This window comes from Bosea sp. 29B, from assembly GCF_902506165.1.
GTDB lineage: Bacteria > Pseudomonadota > Alphaproteobacteria > Rhizobiales > Beijerinckiaceae > Allobosea.
This window is the reverse complement of the sequence record NZ_LR733817.1, coordinates 1,498,594-1,522,013: the sequence shown is the minus strand read 5'-3', so window position 1 is coordinate 1,522,013 and position 23,420 is coordinate 1,498,594. Positions and strand designations below refer to the sequence as shown.

Here is a 23,420-nt window from a genome sequence, read left to right as displayed (position 1 = left end):
AGCATATAGGCAGCCGCTGCTGACATTCATTCCGCGTGCTGCCTCTCGTTCTGCCGCCAGGACGACCTACATGAGCGAAAGCGGCCCTCGCGCGCGCAAGTCGGCGAAGGATGGAAATGAAACCGATTCAAAATCTTGTGGTTTTTGAATCGGTTGCCGCGATATCTCGCCGTGAACGAAACCTGATTCTGCGGGAGTCAGCGATTCGGCCTCGCTTCGTTCCGGACTCGTTCTGTTCACGGATCGGGTTGCCTTCAGGCGGCTCGACCCGGTAGGGCTTGCCCCGCCCGGACTGCAGGAAAGCTCCAGCGTCTTGATCCAAACCCGTTCCCTTCCGCCTTCGCTCCGCGCTCGCGGCGTCACGGCGGTGCTTGGGCCGACCAATACCGGCAAGACCCACCTCGCCATCGAGCGGATGGTCGCGCATCCCACCGGCATGATCGGCCTGCCGCTGCGCCTCCTGGCGCGCGAGGTTTATCAGCGCGTGGTCGATCGGGTTGGGCCGCAGGCGGTCGCGCTCATCACCGGCGAGGAGAAGATCAAGCCGGAACGGCCGAGCTTCTGGGTCTGCACGGTCGAGGCGATGCCGCGCGACCTCGTCGTCGATTTCGTCGCGATCGACGAGATCCAGCTCGCCGCAGATCTCGACCGCGGCCATGTCTTCGCCGACCGGCTGCTCAATCATCGCGGCCGCGAGGAGACGATGCTGATCGGCGCCGGCACGATGAAGCCGCTGGTCGAGCAGCTCATCCCGGGCGTCAATGTCGTCTCGCGCCCGCGCCTGTCCAACCTCTCCTTTGCCGGTGACCGCAAGATCACCCGGCTGCCGCGCCGCTCGGCGATCGTCGCCTTCTCGGCCGAGGAGGTCTACGCCATTGCCGAGCTGATCCGCCGGCAGAAGGGCGGTGCCGCCGTGGTACTGGGGGCGCTCAGCCCGCGCACGCGCAATGCCCAGGTAGAGATCTATCAGTCGGGCGATGTCGACTATCTCGTCGCCACCGACGCGATCGGCATGGGACTCAACCTCGATGTCGACCACATCGCCTTCGCCGGCGACAGCAAGTTCGATGGCCATCATTATCGCAAGCTGCATCCGGCCGAATTCGGCCAGATCGCCGGGCGGGCCGGCCGGCATCTGCGCGACGGCACCTTCGGCACGACCGGGCGCGCGCCGCCCTTCGAACAGGAACTCGTCCAGGCGATCGAGGATCACCGCTTCGAATCGGTGCGCCAGGTGCAATGGCGCAACTCCGATCTCGACCTGCGCTCGATTCCCGGGCTGATCGACAGCCTCAACCTCCAGCCGCAGGAGCAGGGGCTGACCCGGGCCCTGATTGCCGAGGACATGACGACGCTCGAGATACTCGCGCGCGATCAGGACATCGCACGGCTGGCGCAGGGCAAGCCGGCCGTGTCGCGGCTCTGGGAGGTCTGCGGCCTGCCGGACTATCGCAAGATCGCACCGATGCAGCATGCCGAGCTGGCGACGACCTTGTATCTGCGTCTGATGCGCCATGGCCGGCTCGATCCGGACTGGTATGCCGGCCAATTGGCCGCGCTCGACCGGGTCGATGGCGAGATCGACACCCTCTCGGCCCGCATCTCCCAGGTCCGGACCTGGACCTATGTTGCCAACCGGCCGGACTGGTTGCTCGATCCAGAGCATTGGCAGGGGGTGGCGCGTCTTGTAGAGGACAGGCTGTCGGACGCTTTGCACGAACGGCTTGCCAGCCGATTCGTCGATCGGCGTACGAGCGTGTTGATGCGTCGCCTGCGGGAGAATGCAATGTTGGAGGCCGAAGTCACCGCGACCGGCGATGTCCTGGTCGAGGGTCAGCATGTCGGATTGCTGCAGGGCTTCCGTTTCACGGCCGACCCGAAGGCGGGTGGGCCGGAAGCGAAAGCTCTGAACGCTGCGGCGCTGAAAGCGCTGGCTGGCGAGCTCGAAGCACGCGCTTCGCGCGTCGTGCTGGCCGGCGACGATGCCTTCGTGCTCTCGCATGATGGGTTGGTGCGCTGGATCGGCGAGCCCGTGGCACGGCTGACCGCCGGCGAGAAGGTGCTTGAGCCGCGCCTGCGCCTGATGATCGACGATCACCTGCCGGCCCAGGCTCGCGAACAGATCGAGACGAGGCTGGCCGCCTGGCTGAAGCATCACGTCACCAAGCTGCTCGGCCCGCTCCAGATCCTGGAGAACGCCGAGAGCGTCAGCGGCATCGCCCGCGGCATCGCCTATCAGGCGGCCGAAGCGCTCGGCGTGCTCGAGCGCAGCAAGGTCGCCGAGGAGATGAAGACGCTCGATCAGGAAGGGCGGGCGGGCCTGCGCCAGCTCGGCATCCGCTTCGGCGCCTTCCACCTCTACGTCCCGGCGCTGCTGAAGCCGGCGCCGCGCGCGCTTGCAGCCCAGCTCTGGGCGCTGAAGCACGGCAATCCGGAGACCGCCGGGCTCGACGACATCTCGCATCTCGCCTCCTCCGGCCGGACGTCGTTCCCGGCCAACAAGGAGGTCCCGAAGGGGCTCTATCGCGCCGCCGGCTATCGCGTCTGCGGCGAGCGCGCCGTCCGCGTCGATATCCTGGAGCGCCTCGCCGACCTGATCCGTCCGGCGATCGCCTATCGTCCGGGCGTGACGCTCGGCCAGCCACCGGTTGGCTCTGCCGATCAGGACGGCTTCGTCGCCACCGGCGCGATGACCTCGCTCGTCGGCTGTGCCGGCGAGGATTTCGCGTCGATCCTGCGCTCTCTCGGCTATGTCTCGCAGAAGCGCCCGGGCCCGGCGATCACGGTGCCGCTCGCTGTTGCGCCCGCGCCGGCCGCAACCACGCCGGCAGTTCCGGTGGAGGCCGTGGCCGAGGCGACTGACGCGCTCAATGAAGCGCCTTCCGTCGAAGTCGAGGGTGCTCCCGAAAGCACGGACAGCGTCGCTCCCGCGGGTGAAACCCCGGATGCTCCGATCCTGACCGATGCGGAGGTCGCTGCCGCTCCGACTGAAGACGAGGTCGCCAGCCCGGCCGAACCAGTGCCGGCCGATGCGATGTCGACCCTGGCCCTGCCGAGCGACGAGCCGGCGGCAGAGGCCGCGTCCCAGCCCGAAAGCGAGACGGCCGAGCCGGTCGTTGCCGTTGAGGTGGCGGGTGAGCTTGCCGCTGCGGTCGAGGCGACTGCGCCAGCCGAGCCTGAGCTGATCGAGATCTGGCGTCCGCACCGCCATCAGGGCGGCCGTCGTCCCGAGCAGGGACAGCGTGGACGTCGGCCCGACCGTCGCGCCGGTGCTGCCGAGGCCACTCCCGTCACGGAAAACGGTGAGGGCAAGCCAGGAGGGCAGCGTCCGCCGAATCGCAATCGCTGGCGCGAGGGTGGCTGGAACGGCCCGCGCCCGGCCGGCGGCGAGGGCAGCAAGCCTGCGGCGCAGGACGGCGCTGGTCGCAATGCCCAGGGGCGCGACGGGCGCCCCGAGCGCGGTCCGCGTCCCGAGTTCAAGCGTGATGGCGGCCGCCCCGGTGGCGGTCCGCGTCGCGACGAGCGCGGCGGCAAGGAGCAGCGCTTCCAGCAGCCGGCCAGGCCGCGCCCGGCCGAGCGCCAGCCCGATCCGGATTCGCCCTTCGCCAAACTGCTCGCCCTGAAGGCCCAGCTCGAGGGCAATGACGGGCGCAAGGGCTGATACGCAGCGTAGGGAGGCTGCTTGCGGGACGATCGGCAACGCCTCGACAAATGGCTCTGGTTCGCGCGCTTCGCGCGGGCCCGCCCCGCCGCTGTGCGGCTGGTGGAGGACGGCCATGTCCGGATTGCAAGCAAGCGCGTCGAGAATCCGGCGCTCGGGGTGAAGCCGGGCGATGTGCTGACGCTGGCTTTGCCGCATGCGACGCTGGTGGTGCGCGTCACCGCCTTCGCCGAGCGGCGAGGCTCCTACGAGCAGGCGCAGACGCTGTATGAGATCCTCAGCGGCGGCGAACGCGGCGATGCGTCGCTTGCGCCGGAGGAGCCGAAGGGATAACGCGGAAGCTGCGCGGGACGCGTCAGCGTGCCCGCGAAAAATCTTCTCGAAACACGTGTTTCGATGGAAGTTCGATCTCGTTTCCGGTCGTGACAGGGCCTTGAAACATTCTCTCGACCGGCTCTAAAGAAGCGCCGGCCGATTGGAAGGACAGCGCCATGACCTATGTGGTCACCGAGAACTGCATCAAGTGCAAGTACATGGACTGCGTCGAAGTCTGTCCTGTCGACTGTTTCTATGAAGGCGAGAACTTCCTCGTCATCCATCCCGACGAGTGCATCGACTGCGGCGTCTGCGAGCCGGAATGCCCGGCCGAGGCGATCAAGCCGGACACCGAACCGGGTCTCGACAGCTGGCTGCAGCTCAATGCGAAGTTTGCCGCGAGCTGGCCCAACATCACGCAGAAGAAGGACTCACCGGCTGACGCCAAGGAGTTCGACGGCGTGCCGAACAAGCTCGAGCTTCTGTCGCCGGAGCCCGGCGAAGGCGACTGAGGTTACCCTCCGTCAGGGCCGAATCGAAGTTAACCATGGCCGGCCGCAACGCGGCTCGGCCGCATTTGCATTCCGTTTACCTTTGATTCGGCGCGAAATTTGTGGTATCCACAAGCCACAGTCGAGTTTTTTCCGCCTGCCCCTGCGAGGTTACACAAACGGGGCGCTCCCAGAGACGACAGCAGGTCCCACCGGTCAGAATGCCCGGCGTGTTGCTGTCTTCGTGTCTGGTGGCCAGCAAGAAACAACTGACTGAGGGAGCATGTTGTGTCGGGAGAAGAGCCAGAAGGCTCGCCCGTCATGTCAGGCAGAGTGCCGCCGGTCATCCCGGCCAGCGGCTGAAAGTCGCGTCTCCGCTTCGGCGGAGAGATGCAGGAGTCGAAACGGCATGTCCACTGCGAAGAAGACTGTTGTGCGCCAGGGCTTCAGGACGGGCGAGTTCGTCGTCTATCCGTCCCATGGCGTCGGTCAGATCACGGCGATCGAGGAGCAGGAAGTCGCGGGCTTCAAGCTCGAACTCTTCGTCGTCAGCTTCGCCAAGGATAAGATGACCCTGCGCGTGCCCACCGCCAAGGCGGCGAGCGTCGGCCTGCGCAAGCTCGCCGATGCCGAGAGCGTCGGCAAGGCGCTCTCGACCCTGACCGGCCGCGCCCGCGTCAAGCGCACCATGTGGTCGCGCCGCGCCCAGGAATACGAAGCCAAGATCAATTCGGGCGATCTCGTCGCCATCGCCGAGGTGGTGCGCGATCTCTATCGCTCCGAAGCCCAGCCCGAGCAGTCCTATTCCGAGCGCCAGCTCTATGAGGCTGCGATCGACCGGATGACCCGCGAGATCGCGGTCGTCGAGGAGATCACCGAGACCGAGGCGCTGAAGAAGATCGAGGGTCAGCTCGCCAAGTCGCCGCGCCGCGCCGGCAAGGGTGAGGCCGCCGAGGCGGCTGAGGCCGAGGAAGGCGACGAGGACCTGCAGGAGGAGGCTGCCTGAGGCAGCTTTCCGCTATCGGATAGGAAGAGCCCGGCGGATCGCTCCGCCGGGCTTTTTCGTATCAGGCCGCACCGGTCTCTGCCGCCAGGAAAGCCACTGTCCGCTCCCAGGCGAGCTTGGCGGCCGCGGCATTGTAGCGCTCCGCGCTGGTGTCGTTGTGGAAGGCGTGGTCGACGTCCGGGTAGACGATCGCCTGGTAGTTGACAGCGGCCGCCTTCAGCGCCGCTTCATAGGCCGGCAGTCCCTCGACCAGGCGCGTATCGCGAGCCGCCTGCTGGATCAGCAGCCGGGCCTTGATCTGCGGCACCTTGGCTAGGTCTGGCGAGCGGCCATAGAAGACGACGCCGGCATTGAGCTCCGGCGCGCTGACGGCGAGGTCGTTGACCGCGCCGCCGCCCCAGCAGAAGCCGACCGCCCCGACCTTGCCGGTCGTGTCCGGCCGGGCCTTGAGGAAGGCCAGCGCTGCGCGCGCCTGCGCGACGACATCCTCGGGCTTGAGCTGCGGGAACAGGGCGCGGGCGGCGTCGGCATCGGCCGGCGTGCCGCCAAGGGGGGTGAGGAAATCGACCCCGAGCGCACTGAAGCCGGCCAATGCGGCGCGACGGGTGACGTCCTCGATATGCGGGTTGAGGCCGCGGTTCTCATGGATGACGAGGACGCCGCCGCGTCTGCCCTGGGTCTTGGGCGTGACGAGATAACCCTTGAGCCTGACCCCGCCGACGGTCTCGTCGATGCGCCTGCTCTCGATGCGGGCATCGTCGGCTGCGACCTGCTGCGCCTGGGCGTAGTTCGGCTCAAGAAGCGAGAGAGCCGCTTCTGCCGCCGCGGCGGAGCCGGCGATGGTGATCAGCCGGTTCATGAAGCTGCGGCGGTCGAGCGGCTTGTGGGTGTATTCGTCGTAGAGTTCGACGATGCGGCGATCGAGCGCCATGGCTGCCTCCCTGTCCTGACGATTGCCGGGAGGCTAGCACAGCGCGCGGGGAAAGCAGCGGCGCGCTTACTCGCTCACGATCTTGTAACGCTGGCCGGGCGTCAGCTTCGCATTGCGTTCCAGCCCGTTCAGGATCAGGAACTGCTCCAGCGGCCGGTCGGTCGAAGCCATGCGCTCGGCCAGGCTGGCGGGCGTGTCTCCGGCGCCGGCTGTTACCAAGCGGATCCGCAAGGGGCTGACCGATTGCGCGTCGCTGGCACTGAGATTGCGGAAGCTGTCGAGCAGAGCGCGCATGGCGCGCTCGGGGTCGTTCTGACCCTTGGCGGCGAGGATGAAGCGGTAGACGCGCGGCCCGGCCTGGACCGCGGCGAGGCGGAAGGTCCAATCGGCGCCCTTGCCGGAGGTCACCGCCGCCGGCAGGCCGCCGACGGTCAGCGACTGCACCTCGGCCGTGGTGACGCCGTCGATCCAGCCCGACGCCACGTAGGATTCCAGCGTCTGGCCGGCCTTCAGCGCGACCGAATCGAAGCGAAGCGCCTGGGTGCCATCATTGCTGACGCCGACCACCATCTCGCGCGCGGCCTCCAGTTCGAAGCCATCCGGCGCGGTGAAGGCGATGCGCAGGGCGCTGTTGAGATAGCGGCGGCCACGCACGACGCCATCGGCCGGGTCGTCGCCGAAGGCGACGCCGTCGACCACGGCGAGCCAGCGCGCGGCGTCGCGTTCACCGAGGCCGGGCGCGCCGATCTGGCGGGCGCCATTGGTGACGGCGGCGACGCGCTCGGGCGTCGAGGGATGGCTGGAGAGGATGTCGAGCTTCTTGTCGCCGCTGCTCTGCTGGCCGGCGCGGAAGCTGGTGTTGCGGCCTAGCGAGACCAGGAAGCGGCCGGCACCATAGGGGTCGTAGCCGGCGCGGGCGATGTTGCGCACGCTGATCTGGTCGGCGGTCAGCTCCTGCTGGCGCGAAAAGCGGGCGAGCGAGAGCTTGGAGCTCTGCTGCACGGCCGCGCCGGTCGTCGGATCGTTCAGCACCTGCGCCACGACCTGGCTGACCAGCGCCGATTCCGCTTCCATCTCGGCGCGCTCGACAGCGTGGCGCGCGGTGACATGGGCGATCTCGTGGGCCATCACCGAGGCGATCTCGGAGGAATCGTTCGCCAGCGCAAGCAGCCCGCGGGTGACATAGAGCCGCCCCGTCGGCAAAGCGAAGGCGTTGACGATCGGCGAATTCAGGATCGTCACCTCATAAGTGCCGATCTGACCCTCGCCGGCCTTGGCGAGGCGGGCGATGATCGCCTCCAGCTCGGCCTTGACCTGCGGGGCGCGGTATTCGCCGCCGAAGGCCGCGAGCAGGCGCTGGTGCTCGCGGTCAGTGCCTCGCTGCAGGCTGGCGACGCGGGGCGCCGGTTCGCCGCCCGGCTGGTTGAGTGGTGCCAGGACCGAGTTCTGGTCGCCGAAGCAGGCGGCCAGCAACAAGGCCGGCAGCACCGCGGCGACGAGGCGTCCCCGGATGGACTGACGATGTCGCTGAACTTTCCGCATCGGCCCCTAGTCAATCAGCTCCAGTGCGCTGCGCGTCTGCGCCTCGATCAGGAGGCCATCGCGCCCCTCGATCACGCCGTGTATGCGCACGCGTTTACCTGTCAGCGCCGACGCGGTCCAGCCGCTGCGCTGCAAGTCACGCCAGAGCGCGCGCGACAGAACGATGCTGCCACCGGCACCACGCCGCCGCTCGAAATTGAGATAGGTCCGCTGGGCCCGCTCGCCCACGGCAGCGATACGCCCCTCGACCACGACGATCCGGCCCGCCTGCGCTTTCATCGCGGTGGCATCATGGCCGTCGATGACCGGCAAGGCCACTGCGGCAAAATTGCCCTGGGTTGCGGCCGGCGCGGGGCTGCCGGCCTTGCCGGCAACCATCTGCCGCGGCTCGGCCTTGCGCCAGAGCTCGTTGCAGGCGGCAAGGCCGGGCTCGGGCAGGCGCCGCGCCGCGCCTGCAGCGAGAAGGGCGGCGCTCAGATCGGGTTGGCCGGCGAGCGCATCGGTCCCTTCGGCTGCGAGCAATCGGGCCGGCAGACGCCCCCAGCGATCCGGGCCGCCGAGCGGCGCCAGCCGGAACTCGCGGCCGTGCCAGCGCGCCAGCTGCGTGGCGAAATGCTCGCGCTCGGTCTCGTTCTGCCGCGGCGCCAGCCCGGCGAGCCTGACGATCCGTCCATCGGCGAGCTGCAGGTCGCCATGCCGGTCGAGGCCGGCGAGGCGGACCAGCTCGGTCCCTTCCACCGTCGCGCAGGCGTCATCCGCCGCCTGCGCCTGCATGGCCGAGACGGCCATGCAGGCGAGGAACGCCACAATCGCTGCAAAGGGAGGCTTCACCCGCATCGGCTTTATGCTAAACGCAAGGACGTGCGTCCCGGTAGCTCAGCAGGATAGAGCAACGGTTTCCTAAACCGTAGGTCAGGGGTTCGAATCCCTTCCGGGACGCCAGTTTCCTTTTCCGCTGCAAAGGCCGGCTGCCGATCCGATCGGCGGAGCGCTTCCAGCGATGCCGAGGTCGATCTTGCTACCGACTGTGCCGCCGACTCTTCGGACTGGACGCCTGATCCTGCGTGCGCCGGTCGCTGCCGATTTCCCCGATTACGCCGATTTCCTCGCCTCAGAGCGGGCGCAGCATATGGGCGGTCCCTATGACCGGCGCGGCTCCTGGGGCCTGTTCTGCCATGATGTCGCGCAATGGGCGCTGTTCGGCCATGGCGCCTTGATGATCGACCTGCCAAGCGGGGCTTGCGTCGGGCAGGTCGGCATCAATCACGGGCCACTCTTCCCGGAAAAGGAACTCGGCTGGCTGATCTATGCCGGGCATGAGGGGCGGGGCTATGCGAGCGACGCCGCCGCTGCCCTGCGCGACTGGGCCTTCGGACAGCTCGGCCTCGAGACGCTGGTCAGCTATGTCGATCCGCGCAATCAGCGCTCGATCGCGGTGGCCGAGCGGCTCGGGGCGCATCTGGACGCCAGTGCAGACCGGGCGAATCCCGGGGATCTGGTCTACCGGCACGGCCGACCGGCTGGGACGCCATCACCGGGCCAGGCCTGAGATCGAACGGCCTGCGGTTCAGTGCTTCGTCACGTGCTCCGGCTTGCCCTTGCGCTTGGTCGAGGCCAACTCGTCGAGCTCCTTCTCGGTCATCGACTTGGCCATCGACTTCGAGGCTCCCTTGAGCTTGCTCTTGGGGATGTCGCCACGCTTGGCGGCGAGCGCGGCGCCGGCTGCCTTCTGCTGCGCCTTCGATTTGGCTGGCATTGGTCGTACTCCGATGTGGGGTCCGTCGAGCGTGCAACCCGGGCAGGGGGCGATGGTTCCGGGCGATGCAACCGAATGACCCCGCCAAGCCGGCTCTCGTCGCGGGGCGATCATGCGAAAGGTGCGGGCGCCTGCTCTTGCCGGGGAGCTGCAGGCGCGTCAAAGCTCGCGAGCGCCGTCCTCAAGCGATGACCTCGGGGGCAGCGAACTCTCGCCCGTTGAGATCATCTTGCGCATCCTCGTCCTCAATCCGAACACCAGCGCCGAGATGACCGAGTTGGTCCTGCGCGTGCTGGCGCCGATGACACCTGCCGATGTCGAGCTCGTGCCGGCGACCGGCCGTTTCGGCGCGCGCTACATCTCGAGCCGCAGCGCCGGCGCCATTGCCGGCCATGCGGCGCTCGACGCCTTCGCCGAGCACGGCGCCGGGTGCGACGCCGTCTATCTCGCCTGCTTCGGCGATCCCGGGCTGATGGCGCTGAAGGAGATCGCAGGCGTGCCGGTGGTCGGCATGGCCGAAGCGGCTTGCCGGCAGGCGGCGGCGCAAGGCGGATGCTTTTCGATTGTCACCGGCGGCGAGCGCTGGGGACCGATCCTGACCGAGTTCACCGCTGCACTCGGGCTCGACGGAAGGCTCGCCGCCGTCGAGACGGTGGCGCCGACCGGCGGCGACATCGCGGCCGATCCCGATGGCTCGATCGCGCTTCTAGCCGAAGCTTGCCGACGGACGGTCGCGCGCGATGGAGCGCAGGCGGTGATCCTCGGCGGCGCCGGGCTCGCCGGCCTCGCGGCGCGCGTGCAGCCCCAGGTCGGCGTGCCGGTGATCTGCTCGGTGCAGGCAGGCTTCGCCGCGGTGCTCGACGCGGCGCGCAATCCGCCGCCCAAACCGGTTCAAGGCGACCTGGCGCTGCCGGCGCCTGTGCCCAGCATTGGGCTTTCGGCCAGCTTGGCGCGTCTGCTGGGCGAGCGCTAGAGCCGGATCCGATCAGATTGAATCAATCTGATCGGATCCGGCTCTCACTTTGGCTCTAGCGCCGCCTGCTTCCCGACGAGCGAGTGGGCTGCGCGGCAGTCGCGTTTCCCTTGGGGGCAGCGAGCCAGATCATGTGCTTGGCGCCGCCCGCACCGGCCCGGGCACGCACCGTCTTTTCCTCGACGGCAAAGCCAGCCTGGCGCAGGCACTGGGTGAAGTTCCGGTCGGGACCCGCCGACCAGACCGCGAGCACGCCGCCCGGCCGCAGCGCGGCCTTCGCATAAGCAAGGCCGGTATGGTCGTAGAGCTGGTCATTGGCTTCGACCATCAGCCCGTCCGGGCCGTTGTCGACATCGAGCAGGATCGCATCGTAGCGGCTCTGCCCTTCGCGGATGGCAGCCACGACGTCGGCCTCGCGAACGCTGACGCGCGGATCGTCGAGGCAGCCGGCGAAGATCGCCGCGAGCGGGCCGCGCGCCCAGGCGATCACCGCCGGGATCAATTCGGCGACGACGATCTCGGCATCGGCCGGAAGCGCGGCGAGCGCTGCCCGCAGCGTGAAGCCCATGCCGAGCCCGCCGATCAGCAGGCGTAGGCCTGGGCGCGGCCCGATCCTGTCGATGGCGAGGCTCGCCAGCGCCTCTTCCGAGCCCTTGAGGCGCGAGTTCATCAGCTCGTTATGGCCGAGCGTGATCGAGAATTCCTCCTCGCCGCGGCGCATCAGTTTCAGCGTGCCGCCGCCAGGAATCGGGGCGGCGTCGAGCTGCGTCCAGGGCTTCATGCCCGCCTCAATCCAGCCGAGCGCGCTTGATGAAGGCGCCGGCCTTCATGATGGCAGGCATGTGCCGGCCCTGACGGGTCAGCAGCGACAGATCCTGCAGCGGGTCGCCGTCGACGACGATCAGGTCGGCATAGGCGCCGGGCGTGACCGTGCCGATCTTGCCCTCGAGCTTGAGCAGCTTGGCTGCGACATGGGTGGCGGAGCCGATCACCTCATGCGCCGGCAGAGCACGGCCGCGGATGACGAACTCCTCCGACTGGTGCCGGTGCATCTCGCCGAGCAGGTCGCTGCCATAGGCCATGGCGAGCCTGGCCTGCTTCATGATGGCGAGCGATTCCATGCCGGCGGCGCGGACGAACTCGACCTTGGCGACGGAATCGGGCGGGAAGCCGAGCTTGCCGCCTTCGCTGGCGAGCTTGTCATAGGTGACGAGCGTCGGCACGGCGACCGCGCCGTTCCTGGCCGCGAGCTTGGCGGTTTCGGCCTTGATCAGGTTGCAATGCTCCAGCGAATGGACGCCGGCCTCGACGCAGCGGCGGATGGCTTCGTCGGTATAGACATGGGCAGAGACATAGGTTCCGGCCATGCGGGCCTCCTCGACCACCGCTTCGAGCTCGCCGACGGAGAAGCCGAGGAAATGGATCGGGTCGGTCGGCGAGGCGCAGCCGCCATTGGCCATGATCTTGATGAAGTCGGCGCCGCCCTTGAGCTCCTCGCGGGCGGCGCGGCGAACTTCGGCCTCGCCGTCACAGATGCGGCCGAGCGCGCCGAGGCGGTGGCGCGTGCCCGGCGCGAGCCTGTCGTCGTAGCGGCCACGGAAATCGGCATGACCGCCGGTCTGGCTCAGCGCCTTGCCGGAAATGACGAGGCGCGGCGTCGGGAAATCGTGCTCCTCGGTCGCCTGCTTCAGGCCGAAATCGGCGCCGCCGACATCGCGCACCGTGGTGAAGCCGCGCAGCAGCATCTCGCGCATGATCACCAGCGAACGAACCGTCACCAGCGAATCCGGCAAAGCGGCGTTGCGGCCGAGATCGGCGAGGCCGGCAATGACGTGGACATGGGCGTCGATCAGGCCCGGCATCAGCGTGCGGCCCTTGAGGTCGATCACCCTGGCCTTGTCGGAGCGCACGCTCTTGCCGACCTCGCGGATCAGCCCGCCCTCGACCAGGACGGAGACCGGCGCGCCACGCTCGGAGGTGGTGCCGTCGACGATGCGGGCATTCTGGAACAGGGTCGCGGCCATAAGCTTGGTCCTTACGATTGAAGTCTTAATTGGTGCGGTCAGCGCATCAGCAGCGCGGCGAGCCAGAGGCTTAAGCCGAAGACGACGTGGTTGATCAGGCCGATCAGACGGACCTGGTTGGCATTGGGCCGCTTGCTGGCAGCAAGGCCGAAGCCCATGCCGGGCTGCAGGATGAACCAGCCGCAGCCGACGGTGACGATGCCGACGATCAGGGCGGGCAACAGCGTCGGATTGCGGGCCCAGTCGAGGCCCCAGATCATGATGACGATCGCGGCGAAGAGGGCGCCGATCAGGTAGTGCATGATCCAGCCGATCGCGAGCTCGTTCGAGACCGGCGGCGTGTCGGCGATGGTGTCGTGCGTGAAGCGCCCGCGCGGCAGATAGGCGAACCAGCGCCCGACCATCGCCCAGTTCGCCAGCGGGATGCCGAAGGCCCGGTTGAGGAAGATCGCCCAGAGATCGAGCAAGGCGGTCGCGCCGATGCCGATCGCAAGCGAGCGGCCGATCACTTCGAGCATCTATCATCCCCCAGGCCGCGAACCGGCCGCCGGCTATGGAGGCGAAACGGCGGGGCGCGGTCAATCGCCAGCAGGTTGAATGGCCCCGCCCGCAGCGCAGGCGGGGCATGCGGCGGCGCGGCGCAGGAACCGTCGGGGGCGTTCGCTCGTTCTCCCCCCGGTGCTTTCAATGCGGGGGGATGCGATGGCAGTGGCCACTGCGAGCAAGACGAACGCGACCGGGCCGCATGGAGCGCAGGAGCTGCCCTCGGTCATCGTCACCAGCTACAATCTCGAAATCCGCGACGGCGACGGCTTCCTTGGCGACAAGGCGAGCCGCAGCGCCTTCATGGACCATCTCGCCGAATTGCGCAGCCATCTGGCTGAAACTGGCGAGGACCCGCTGGCGAAGGCCGGCAAGACGCCGAGCAAATCGGAACTCGACAAGCTTCTCACCGAGGGCGAGGCGCGCGAGGCGGCGCTGGTGCTCTCGGCAGTCGAGCGCTTCGCCCAGTCGCTCGCCTTCGTGATCCGGCGCTTCCTGCGCCAGAAGGCCTGGAGCCCGGTCGAGCGGATCGTCGTCGGCGGCGGCTTCCGCCAGAGCCGGATCGGCGAGCTCGCGATCGCGCGGGCCGGCATCATCCTGCAGACCGAAGGCTATACAATCGAGCTGATGCCGGTGCGCCATCATCCCGACGAGGCCGGGCTGGTCGGCAGTGCCCATCTCGCGCCGAAATGGATCTTCGAGGCCTATGACAGCCTGGTCGCCGTCGACATCGGCGGCTCGAACATCCGGGCGGGCATCGTCGAGCTGCGCCAGGACAAGGCCTCAGACCTCAGCAAGGCGCGGGTCTGGGAAACCGAGCTCTGGCGCCATGCCGATGAGGAGCCGAGCCGCGAAGAGGCGGTGAAGCGGCTTGGCAAGATGCTGCGCGAGCAGATCGCGCACGCCGGCAAGGAAGGTTTGCGCGTCGCGCCCTTCATCGGCGTCGGCTGCCCCGGCCTGATCGAGCCTGACGGCGCGATCGACCGTGGCGCCCAGAACCTGCCGGGCAACTGGTCGAGCAGCCGCTTCAACCTGGTCGAGAGCATCCGCGAGATGGCGCCGGAGATCGGCGAGCACGACACCGTCGTCACCATGCACAACGACGCCGTCGTTCAGGGGCTGAGCGAATTGCCGTTCATGCAGGATGTCGAGCACTGGGCGGTGCTGACCATCGGCACCGGGCTCGGCAATGCCAGCTTCCACAATCGGGTGAAGCCGAAGAGCCGGGGCAAGGACAAGCCGAAGAACGGCAAGGACAAGAAGGATTGATCGTCATTCTCACCCATCATGGTCATCCCGGACAAGCGGCGTAGCCGCGCCGATCCGGGATCCATTCCGGAGCCTTTCCGAGAGAGGTTCAGGAATGGATCCCGGGTCTCCCTGCGGTCGCCCGGGATGATCTTGTGGTGTGATTGCGCTCTAATCCCGCTTCGCCGGCAGAGCCCAGAGCAGGCCGCGCGTGACGATCGCCGGGAAGACGGTGAGATGGTCCTCGCCGGGGATGATCTCGGTCAAGAGCTTCAAGCCCGGATAATTACGCGAGCGCAGCGCCTGCTCGAACTCCCTGAGGTCGGCGATCATGTCGGTCTTGCCGTTGTAGCGCGGATCGCCCGAAGCCTTGTCGATCGTCTCATAGGAGGCGATCGCCATCAGCACATTCGCCTTCAGCTCCTTGTTGGCCTCAGCATAGGCGCGCTCACGCTGGAACAGCACCTTCTGGTCGAACCAGAGCGAGGGGCTGCCGATGATGTAGTGCGAGAACAGTCTCGGCTCGGTCAGCAGGACATGGAGGCCGAACAGTCCGCCATAGGAGTGACCGGCATAGATGCTGCGGGTCGTGTCGGTGCGGTAGGTCGCGGCGACGAAGGGCATCAGCTCCTCGGAGAGGAAGCGACGATAGCCTTCCGCCTCGCCGAAGACCGGCGGTTTGCCGGACGGGTCGCGCGTCTTCTCGCCATTCGGCGTCGGCGTGTAGTCGCGCCGGCGGCTGTATTCGGGCGTGTCGCCGACCGAGTAGGAGAGGCCGACCAGGATGAACTCCTCCAGCCCCTTGGCCCGGTTGCCGACCCGGCGCGCAATGCTGCGCACCAGCGGGAAGGCGTAGTCGGCGTCGGTGACGAACAGCACCGGGAAGCGCCGCCGCGGCTGGCTCTGATAGGACTCCGGCAGGCTGACGAAGATCTCGTAGTCGCGCTGCAACGCCTTGGCCCGGATCGTCCTGACCTCGGTTCCCTTCAGCACGAACGGCGGCGGCGTGGCGACGCCAGCAGCGGAGGCCGGCGGCTCGGCATCAGGCTCGGCGATGGCGGCGGTGGCAATCAGGAGCGCGGCGAGGAGGGCAGGCAGGCGAAGCATCCATGACGTCTCCGACAGGACTGTGCCGGGATCGTGACGGCTCGCGCGGCCGCCAACAAGGCCTATCGCCGCAGACCTGGTGCCTCCAGTGCGAGTCCCTTGGCCCGCACCGCGAGATAGAGCTCGAGGGAGAGGTATTCGTCGGAGCCGTAGTCGAACTGCGTCGCCCTGACGCCGAGCGAGCAGGCGCGCAGCCGCCGGTGCAGCGAGCCGAGGCCGTTCCATTCAAGCCGGTAGGCCGGATAGCCGGTGCCGATGCCGTAGCTGATCGTGTCGCCGCGCAACTTCTGGCCGACGAGGCCGTCATGGCACTGCGTGCAAGCGAGATTGAGCTGGCCCTGCCGGCGCTCATAGAAGGACTTGCCGGCTTCGTAGAAGGGCTTGGCCGCGCCCTCCCCCGAGGCCGCCAGCGGCACGCCCTTCGAGAGCGAGGCGACATAGGCGGTGAGGCCGAGCAGTTCCTGGCTCTCATAGCCGAAGGCAGGCTGCTTCTGCCGGTCGGCCCGGCACTGCTCGATGCGGCCCTCCAGATTGATCAGCTTGCCGCTCGCGGCGTCGACCTGCGGGTAGCGGGCTGCTGCTCCGCGCAGGCTCTGTTTGGAATCGGTGTGGCACGAAGCGCAGGCTGGGGCCGCGCCGTCACGGCGGCTGAACAGTTCCTCGCCCTGCTCGACCCAGAGCCAGCCGGGGTTGCGGGCCTCGTCCTCCTGCTGACGCTGCATCTGCGGCGAGAGGAAGGCGCTGCCCGGTTTGATCTCGTCGGCCGCCGCGGCGCTCGCCAGCACGAGCAGGGTTGCCGCAAGCGCGCGGCCGGTGGTCCTCATGTCACGACGAGACGGGCGGTGCGGGTGAAGGTCGCCCCGCCATCCTCGCGCCATTCGAACAAGAGGTCGCCGGTCTCGACAGCGCGGGTGGTGAAGCTGACGAAGGGGTTGGCGGAGACGCCGGTGTGCATGTCGTAGCGGAACACTGGTTCGCCGGCATAGGTCACGGTCAGCCGGTTGAGGATCTTGCGCGGCACGATGCGGCCCTCGGAATCGACCTGGCCGCCCCGATCCATCGGATGGCGGACGAGCACCCGGATCTCGACGATCTCGCCGGCCTTGGCCTCTGCCGGCATGGTGATGCGGGCGTTGAACGATGCCATCGGGTCAGCCTCCGTCGATGCAGGCGCTGAGCGTCACCACGATGTCGGCATCGGCCATGACATAGCTGCCACCGCTCAGCGCCGCGACGACTGCGACCTTCTGCGAGGTGGCGAGGCGCAAGGTGGCGCGGATATCGGCCCGGCCGCTGCGCGGGGTGAGGTGGAAGCGGGCGACGTCGGGAAACGGGTTCTTCTCTGCGATGACATGGATCCAGCGGACATGGTCGGCCTCCGTCATGGGAGACTCAACCAGGATCGCGACATCGACGGAATTGCCGTTCTCGACCAGTTGGGGGATGTCGAAGGTGATCTTGCTGCGCTCCGGCACCGCGCCTTCGGTCACGCGCGCGATCAGCTCGGCGAGCGCCGGTGGCGCGGCTGCGTGAGTTGATGCCGGCAAGACGACAAGCGCGAAGCCGGCAGCGCCGGCCGCCATGATCTCGCGGCGCGAGAGCGCCGGTTCAGGGCGTGCGCAGGCTGGCGAGATAGGTGACGACATCCTCGATCTCCTGGGCGGTCAGCGCCGGCCGATCGCGAAAGGCCGGGGCAACGTCTCGCAATCCTTGGTTACGAAAATAGGGCGGCATCACCGTCTGCGGATTGAGCAGGCTGGCATCGACGAGGCGCAGGCGCAGCTGTCCCGCATCTAGCCTTGTGGCGACACCGGCGAGGTCCGGGCCGATCGTGCCCTGGAAGGGCTCGTTCGGCTCCGGCACATGGTGGCAGATCAGGCAGTTGCCCTGGGTACGGTCGAGCACCAGTGCCCGCCCGCGCTTGATATCGCCGATCTTGTCGCCGAGCGGCGCGGGAATCGCGTCGCCGACGACGGTGTAGGCTTCGAGCGCCGCTGCTGGCGCGCTCGCGAGCGCCAGCACGACCAGCGCGGTCCGGATAGCGGCAAGCCTCACGCCTTGCGCAAATCCGTGTTCTTGAGCGGCAGGTTGCGCACGCGCTTGCCGGTGGCGGCGAAGATCGCGTTCAGCACTGCCGGCGCCGCCACCGCGATGGTCGGCTCGCCGACGCCGCCCCAGAAGCCGCCGGACGGCACGATGATCGTCTCGACCGCCGGCATGTCCTCCATGCGCACCACCGGATAGGTGTCGAAATTCTCCTCGACCATGCGGCCATCCTTGACCGTGCACTCGCCGAAGAGCGCGGCCGAGAGCCCGTAGACGAAGGAACCCTCGACCTGGCGCTCGATCTGCGCCGGGTTGACGGCGTGGCCGGGATCGGTCGCGGCGGTGATCTTGTGGATCTTGAGCTTGCCGTCGGCGGCAACCGAGACCTCGGCGACGGCCGCGACATAGGAGCCGAAGCCCATGGTCTGGCAAATGCCGCGATAGACGCCATCGGGAGCCTTGGTCCCCCAGCCGGCTTTCTCGGCGACGGCGTTGAGCACGGCGAGGTGCTTGGGGTGGCTCTTCATCAGCGCGCGGCGGAATTCGAGCGGGTCCTTGCCGGCGGCATGGGCGAGCTCGTCGATGAAACATTCGAGATAGATGGTGTTCTGGTTGAGGTTGACCCCACGCCAGAAGCCCGGCGGCACATGCGGGTTGCGCATGGCGTGATCGATCAGCAGGTTCGGCACGCCATAGCCGATCGAGGCCTCTGGCCCCGGCGGGTTGAGGCCCTGGAACACCGCGGGGTCGCGCCCGTTCTGGATGTTCTGCGGGAAGATGCCGGCGACGATCGACTGGCCGGAGATGCGCAGGTGCAGGCCGGTCAGGTTGCCGTCCTTGTCGAGCGCGCCGGTGAGCTTGCACTGCGTGATCGGGTGGAAGCGCCCGTGCAGCATGTCCTCCTCGCGTGACCAGATCAGCTTCACCGGCATGCCGGGAATCTGCTTGGCGATGGCGACGACCTGGCGGACCCAGTCATGGACGGCGCCGCGCCGGCCGAAGCCGCCGCCGAGATCGATCTTGTACGCCTCGCATTTGGCCAGCGGCAGGCCGGACGCTTCGGCGGTCGCGGCCAGCGCCGCCTCGCCGTTCTGCGTCGGCGTCCAGACCTCGCAGCGCTCCGGGGTGTAGAGCGCGGTCGCGTTCATCACCTCCATGCAGGCATGGTTCTGGAACGGGTAGGAATAGACCTGCTCGATGACGCGGGCGGCGTTGGCGATGGCGCTTTTGACGTCGCCGTTCTGGTTGCCGACCGCGGCTTGCGGAGCGTCGAGCCCTTCCTTCAGCCAGGCGGCGATGCTCTCGCTGGAGACCTTGGCGTGCTCGCCCTCATCCCAGGTGATCGGCAGCGCATCGAGCGCGGTCTTGGCGCGCCACCAGCTGTCGGCGACGACGGCGACCGCGCTGTCGCCGACCGGCAGGACGTGCTTGACGCCCGGCATGTCCTTGATCTTGGCGGCGTCGAAGCTCTTCACCTTGCCGCCGAAGACCGGACAGTCCTTGATCGCGGCGTTCAGCATCCCCGGTAGCTTGAAGTCCATGCCGTAGATCTTTTTGCCGGTGGTCTTGTCGGCGGTGTCGAGCCGCTTCAGCGGCTTGCCGGCAATGGTCCAGTCCTTCGGGTCCTTGAGCGGGATATCGGACGGGGGCTGGAGCTTCACCGCCGCAGCGGCGACCTCGCCATAGCGGATCGAGCGGCCTGAGCCCTTATGGGTGATCACGCCCTTGAGGGCGCTGCACTCGGCGGCCGGTACCTTCCAGCCATCGGCGGCTGCCTGGACCAGCATCATCCGCGCGGCGGCGCCGCCTTTGCGGACATATTCATGGGATTCGCGGATGCCGCGGCTGCCGCCGGTCGAGAAATTGCCCCAGACGCGGTTGCGGGCGAGGTTCTGGCCGGGTGTCGGGTATTCGGTCGTGACCTTGGCCCAGTCGCAGTCGAGTTCCTCGGCGACGAGCTGGGCGAGGCCGGTCAGCGTGCCCTGGCCCATTTCGGAACGGGCAATGCGGATCACCACCTTGTCGTCGGGATGGATCACGACCCAGGCGTTGACTTCCGGCACCGCGCCTTGCGCCTGTGCTTCCTCGGAGAAGGGGATGGCAAAGCCGAAGCTGAAGGCGCCGGCGGCTGCGGCCGAGCCTTTCAGCAGGCTGCGGCGGGAGAGCTTGGTGTCGATCACAGAGGCTAGACTCATGGCGTCCTCCTGATTGCGGATGGCGCTGCGGCGAGGCTGTGGCGCTCGAGCCGTGCGCAGGGAAATGGGCGAGGTCAGATCAGCCGCGATTCATCTGGCCGCCGGCGGCGACGTCCTTGATGGCAGCCTTGACGCGGTTATAGGTGCCGCAGCGGCAGATATTGGTGATCTCGGAGGCGATGTCGGCATCGCTCGGCTTGGGATTGGATTGCAGCAGAGCTGCCGCGGCCATGATCATGCCGCTCTGGCAGAAACCGCATTGCGGCACGTCGTGTTCGATCCAGGCCTTCTGGATCGGATGGTTGCCGTCGGGCGAGAGCCCCTCGATGGTGACGATCTTCTGCTCGGCGGTGAGGGCGCTCACCGGCATTGAGCAGGAGCGGGTGGCGACGCCGTCGATATGCACGGTGCAGGCCCCGCATTGGGCGATGCCGCAGCCATATTTCGTGCCGGTGAGGCCAATCTGCTCGCGGATCACCCAGAGCAGAGGCGTGTCGTCCTCGACTGCAACCTCAATCGTCTTGCCATTGATGCTCAGCTTAGCCACCGTAAACCTCCCGGTTTCGATCCCAAGGTCGGCGAGAGAGCCAGCGCGCCTCGCCGTTCTGCACGAGCCGGCCATTCAGCGGCCGGGATGTTCCTTGGAAGAATTCAAGCCCAGAAGCGCGGCTGCCGCCAGAGGTTGCGTGCTCACCTGCGATCACGGTCGCGTTGAATCGTTTTAGCGTGCGCTCATGGCGATCCAGGCGGCTTTCTTCGGCGCTGCCATGATGCTGTCCGGTTTTCTGTCGCAGACACGCAGCCCTGACTGTGCCTGCCTCGATGCTCTCTCACAGGAATGTGATGCCTTCATACGATCTTTGCCCGGTGGGGCTGCGGAGCCCTGAACCCGGCCGCGGCGGCGTTTCGTCGGAGATGCTTGCTTTCGTCCCGCGGCAATGGCGAGGCTGCGCGACCAAGCGAATCAGCCCGGCAGGACCGCAATGTCGATGATTTCCGGCCTCGACCGAGCCTTGCGCCGCTCTGGCGGCAGACTGCTGCTGTTCGCGCTGATGCTGCTCGTCGTGCCGCTGGTGGCGCTGGCGCAGACTGCCGACAATACGACAAGCCCGCGCGCCCGCCTGGACTCGATCCGCGGCGAGCTCACCCAGATCGAGGGTTCGCTCGCCAATCCGAATGTCTCGGACAATGAGTTGCAGCGCCAGCGATTGCGCCTGCAGCCCTTGCTCGACCAGCTGCGCATTCTCACCGACGAGCAGGCGCCGCGCACCGAGCAGGCCAAGCTCAGGCTCGACCAACTCGGAGCCAAGCCCGACGCCAATGCGCCGCCCGAGACGCCGGATGTAGCGCGCGAGCGTGAGACCCGCACCAAGACCTTCGGCGAGGCGGACGAGACCCTGAAGATCGGGCGCGCGACGCTGCTCCAGGCCGAGCAATTGCAAAGCTCGATCGGCGACCTCAGGCGCGACCGTTTCGCCAAGGCTCTGTTCGCGGCCGGCCCGTCGATCCTCAATCCGGAGGTCTGGTCGACGACGCTGACGGCCTTCCCGTCCGATTTGCGCGCCTCGCAATTCATCTTCGGCGACTGGCTCTCGGTCTTCACCTCGGCGCTGTTCAGCCCGCGCGGTGTCCTGGTCGCTCTCTCCTTCCTCGGTGCGATCGCGCTCTATGTCGCACGCGCTCGCTATATGCCGCGGCTGACGGCACGGCTGGCGGCGAGCGTCGATTCCAGCGATCGCCACATCCTCTATGGGGCGCTCATCCGCATCGTCGCGCGGACGGCGCCGCCGGCGCTGGCGAGCTGGCTGATCTATGCCGGCCTGAACACCGCCGGCCTGCTGCCGCCGCGAATCCAGCCGGTGATCCTTGCTGCGGTTTTCGGGCTCGCTCTGTTCGCCTTCGTCCAGGCGCTGGTCGATGCGCTGTTCGCTCCCGGCGAGCCGCAGCGTCGCCTCGCCAGCGTGATGGAGTCGACCGCGAAGACCGTGACCCGCCTCGCCGGCTCGCTCGCGATCGTCATGGCGATCGGCAAGGTGCTGGAGGCCTGGCTGCAGGCGATCGCCGCTGGCCTCACCCTGTCGATCATCGTGCGCGGCATCGTCGCCACCGTCTTCGCGGTGATTCTGATCGCCGGGCTCTATCGCTTGCGCGACAATCAGGAGATCGAGCAGGAAGCGTGCCTTGGTCCTTATGTGCCGGTCGATGGCGCCAGCCTCGGTCCGGTGCGCATCCTTGGCTGGATCGTTGGCATAGGGATCATCCTGGCGCTCCTGTTCGGCTATGTCGTGCTGGCGACCTTCCTGACCGAGCAGGTGATCTGGCTCGGCATCCTCGCAGCCGTCTTCGTGCTGCTGATGCAGCTGATCGACCTCGGCATTCTCAGCCAACTCACCGGCGACGGCCGCTTCGCGCTGACGCTGCGGGCGGGGATCGGCTTGCGCGCGGCGACGCTGCAGAAGATTGCCGTCGTACTCTCGGGCGTCCTCAAGATCGTGCTGATCGTCGTCACGATCATGCTGGCGCTGGCGCCCTGGGGCCTGGAATCGACGGATCTGACGACGTCGCTGCGGGCCGCTTTCTTCGGCTTCCAGGTCGGCGGGGTCACGGTCTCGCTGTCCTCGATCGTCGTGGCGATCCTGCTCTTCGCGCTCGGGCTGGCGGCGACGCGCTCGCTGCAGGGCTGGCTCGACGGCAAGTTCCTGCCGACGACCTCGCTCGACACCGGCTTGCGCAACTCGATCACCACCGCAGCCGGCTATGTCGGCTATGCGGGCGCCGCCGCGATCGGCTTCTCCTCGCTGGGCCTCAGCCTGGAGCGGCTCACCCTCGTCGCCTCGGCGCTCTCGGTCGGTATCGGTTTCGGCCTGCAGTCAGTGGTGTCGAACTTCGTCTCGGGGCTGATCCTGCTCTGGGAGCGGCCGATCCGGGTCGGCGACCAGGTGCTGGTCGGCGACGCCGAGGGCATCGTCAAGCGCATCAATGTCCGCTCGACCGAGATCGAGACCTTCGACCGCTCCTCGGTGATCGTGCCGAACTCGAACCTGGTCTCGGGCGTGGTGCGCAACCGCGTCCGCTCCGACCGGACCGGCAGGGTGCTGATCTCGATCAGCGTGCCGCGCCGGCTCAATCCGACCGAGGTCCGCACCATGCTGGTCGAGGCCGGCGAAGCGCATGGCGACGTGCTGAAGAAGCCGGGCCCGGCCGTGCTGTTCAAGAAGCTCGGCACGACGACGATGGATTTCGACCTGATCTGTGTGGTCGGCGATGTCGACATCGTCGGGCGCGTCACCAGCGACCTCAACTATGTCATCCACAGGCGTCTGAGCGAGCTGGAGACTCCGGTCCCGACCGAGCTCACCGTCAAGGGGCTGGAGGGGGTCGAGCACTCGCTCGGTGAGATCGCCGCCGCCGTGTCGAAGGAGGTCGGCCGCCGCGCCAAGCCGGCAGGCGGACGCGTCACCGTCAAGCGCTCGGGCCCGGAGCCCGAAGCCGAGGCGGAGCCGGAGGAAACGCTGCCACCGCCCGCCAAACCTGAACCGGCCGCGAATGGCGGCAAGGACGAGACCAAGGACTGATGCGATG

The 23,420-nt window shown here is 67.7% G+C and carries 22 protein-coding genes and 1 tRNA gene; 9 read left to right on the top strand and 14 right to left on the bottom strand.

Annotation, left to right across the window (positions count from 1 at the left end; translation table 11 throughout):
• The first annotated feature begins 316 nt into the window (after positions 1–316).
• The 4 genes from GV161_RS07445 to GV161_RS07430 all read left to right on the top strand — a co-directional run bounded on the left by GV161_RS07445 (position 317) and on the right by GV161_RS07430 (position 5,473).
• Positions 317–3,661, top strand: coding sequence for a helicase-related protein (locus tag GV161_RS07445; protein ID WP_152016215.1), 3,345 nt, complete (start codon positions 317–319; stop codon positions 3,659–3,661).
• 21 nt (positions 3,662–3,682) lie between these two features.
• On the top strand, positions 3,683–3,994 hold the full coding sequence (locus tag GV161_RS07440; protein ID WP_152015309.1) for a S4 domain-containing protein: 312 nt from the start codon (positions 3,683–3,685) through the stop codon (positions 3,992–3,994).
• A 158-nt stretch (positions 3,995–4,152) separates the two neighbouring features.
• Entirely contained in the window at positions 4,153–4,488 is a 336-nt protein-coding gene (gene fdxA, locus GV161_RS07435) for a ferredoxin FdxA (RefSeq protein ID WP_091838018.1), read from the top strand.
• A gap of 388 nt (positions 4,489–4,876) precedes the next feature.
• Complete coding sequence (locus GV161_RS07430; RefSeq protein WP_152015310.1) at positions 4,877–5,473, top strand: CarD family transcriptional regulator; 597 nt, start codon at positions 4,877–4,879, stop codon at positions 5,471–5,473.
• Between the two features lie 61 nt (positions 5,474–5,534).
• Here GV161_RS07430 and GV161_RS07425 read toward each other — a convergent pair whose 3' ends face one another.
• From GV161_RS07425 to GV161_RS07415, 3 genes are all read right to left on the bottom strand, one after another.
• The gene (locus tag GV161_RS07425) at positions 5,535–6,404 is read right to left on the bottom strand and encodes a dienelactone hydrolase family protein (protein ID WP_152015311.1); all 870 of its coding nucleotides are present in this window, start codon (positions 6,402–6,404) and stop codon (positions 5,535–5,537) included.
• A gap of 66 nt (positions 6,405–6,470) precedes the next feature.
• Positions 6,471–7,946: a M48 family metalloprotease gene (locus tag GV161_RS07420; protein ID WP_152015312.1), complete on the bottom strand. Its 1,476-nt coding sequence runs from the start codon at positions 7,944–7,946 to the stop codon at positions 6,471–6,473.
• Positions 7,947–7,952: 6 nt separating this feature from the next.
• Positions 7,953–8,783, bottom strand: coding sequence for a hypothetical protein (locus GV161_RS07415; protein WP_152015313.1), 831 nt, complete (start codon positions 8,781–8,783; stop codon positions 7,953–7,955).
• Positions 8,784–8,811: 28 nt separating this feature from the next.
• Between GV161_RS07415 and GV161_RS07410 the strand changes: the two genes are divergently transcribed.
• A tRNA-Arg gene (locus tag GV161_RS07410) sits at positions 8,812–8,888 on the top strand.
• 58 nt (positions 8,889–8,946) lie between these two features.
• Positions 8,947–9,495 carry a GNAT family N-acetyltransferase gene (locus GV161_RS07405; RefSeq protein WP_152015314.1) on the top strand — a complete coding sequence of 183 codons (549 nt, stop codon included), beginning with the start codon at positions 8,947–8,949 and terminating at the stop codon, positions 9,493–9,495.
• A gap of 18 nt (positions 9,496–9,513) precedes the next feature.
• Here the strand turns inward: GV161_RS07405 and GV161_RS07400 are convergent, their stop codons facing one another.
• Positions 9,514–9,702: a DUF3008 family protein gene (locus tag GV161_RS07400; protein ID WP_152015315.1), complete on the bottom strand. Its 189-nt coding sequence runs from the start codon at positions 9,700–9,702 to the stop codon at positions 9,514–9,516.
• A gap of 229 nt (positions 9,703–9,931) precedes the next feature.
• Between GV161_RS07400 and GV161_RS07395 the strand changes: the two genes are divergently transcribed.
• Positions 9,932–10,675, top strand: a complete 744-nt coding sequence (locus tag GV161_RS07395; protein WP_152015316.1) for an aspartate/glutamate racemase family protein — start codon at positions 9,932–9,934, stop codon at positions 10,673–10,675.
• 55 nt (positions 10,676–10,730) lie between these two features.
• Here the strand turns inward: GV161_RS07395 and GV161_RS07390 are convergent, their stop codons facing one another.
• The 3 genes from GV161_RS07390 to GV161_RS07380 are packed head-to-tail and all read right to left on the bottom strand — an operon-like array spanning position 10,731 to position 13,217.
• On the bottom strand, positions 10,731–11,456 hold the full coding sequence (locus GV161_RS07390) for a hypothetical protein (protein ID WP_152015317.1): 726 nt from the start codon (positions 11,454–11,456) through the stop codon (positions 10,731–10,733).
• 7 nt (positions 11,457–11,463) lie between these two features.
• Complete coding sequence (locus GV161_RS07385; RefSeq protein ID WP_152015318.1) at positions 11,464–12,699, bottom strand: amidohydrolase family protein; 1,236 nt, start codon at positions 12,697–12,699, stop codon at positions 11,464–11,466.
• A gap of 38 nt (positions 12,700–12,737) precedes the next feature.
• Entirely contained in the window at positions 12,738–13,217 is a 480-nt protein-coding gene (locus GV161_RS07380; RefSeq protein WP_152015319.1) for a DUF2938 domain-containing protein, read from the bottom strand.
• A gap of 184 nt (positions 13,218–13,401) precedes the next feature.
• Between GV161_RS07380 and GV161_RS07375 the strand changes: the two genes are divergently transcribed.
• Positions 13,402–14,511 (top strand): ROK family protein, encoded by a 1,110-nt coding sequence (locus tag GV161_RS07375; protein ID WP_152015320.1) that lies wholly within the window; start codon positions 13,402–13,404, stop codon positions 14,509–14,511.
• 150 nt (positions 14,512–14,661) lie between these two features.
• On the opposite strand, the gene GV161_RS07370 is transcribed toward GV161_RS07375, so the two are convergent.
• The 7 genes from GV161_RS07370 to GV161_RS07340 form a co-directional block, all read right to left on the bottom strand.
• Positions 14,662–15,597 carry an alpha/beta hydrolase-fold protein gene (locus tag GV161_RS07370; protein ID WP_152015321.1) on the bottom strand — a complete coding sequence of 312 codons (936 nt, stop codon included), beginning with the start codon at positions 15,595–15,597 and terminating at the stop codon, positions 14,662–14,664.
• Positions 15,598–15,659: 62 nt separating this feature from the next.
• Complete coding sequence (gene soxA / locus GV161_RS07365; protein WP_152015322.1) at positions 15,660–16,421, bottom strand: sulfur oxidation c-type cytochrome SoxA; 762 nt, start codon at positions 16,419–16,421, stop codon at positions 15,660–15,662.
• The gene (gene soxZ, locus GV161_RS07360) at positions 16,418–16,744 is read right to left on the bottom strand and encodes a thiosulfate oxidation carrier complex protein SoxZ (RefSeq protein WP_152015323.1); all 327 of its coding nucleotides are present in this window, start codon (positions 16,742–16,744) and stop codon (positions 16,418–16,420) included. The genes soxA and soxZ overlap by 4 nt, the downstream gene beginning before the upstream one ends.
• Before the next feature lie 4 nt (positions 16,745–16,748).
• On the bottom strand, positions 16,749–17,243 hold the full coding sequence (locus GV161_RS07355; protein WP_152015324.1) for a thiosulfate oxidation carrier protein SoxY: 495 nt from the start codon (positions 17,241–17,243) through the stop codon (positions 16,749–16,751).
• A complete protein-coding gene (soxX, locus tag GV161_RS07350) occupies positions 17,206–17,652 on the bottom strand; it encodes a sulfur oxidation c-type cytochrome SoxX (protein ID WP_152015325.1) in 447 nt (148 codons plus the stop codon). Before soxX ends, GV161_RS07355 begins: the two co-directional genes overlap by 38 nt.
• Positions 17,649–19,838 (bottom strand): molybdopterin cofactor-binding domain-containing protein, encoded by a 2,190-nt coding sequence (locus GV161_RS07345; protein WP_152015326.1) that lies wholly within the window; start codon positions 19,836–19,838, stop codon positions 17,649–17,651. The genes soxX and GV161_RS07345 overlap by 4 nt, the downstream gene beginning before the upstream one ends.
• 79 nt (positions 19,839–19,917) lie before the next feature.
• Positions 19,918–20,385 (bottom strand): (2Fe-2S)-binding protein, encoded by a 468-nt coding sequence (locus GV161_RS07340; protein WP_152015327.1) that lies wholly within the window; start codon positions 20,383–20,385, stop codon positions 19,918–19,920.
• 436 nt (positions 20,386–20,821) lie between these two features.
• Here GV161_RS07340 and GV161_RS07335 point away from each other — a divergent pair, with 436 nt between their 5' ends.
• Positions 20,822–23,413: a DUF3772 domain-containing protein gene (locus tag GV161_RS07335; protein WP_159650186.1), complete on the top strand. Its 2,592-nt coding sequence runs from the start codon at positions 20,822–20,824 to the stop codon at positions 23,411–23,413.
• The last annotated feature ends 7 nt before the right edge of the window (positions 23,414–23,420 follow it).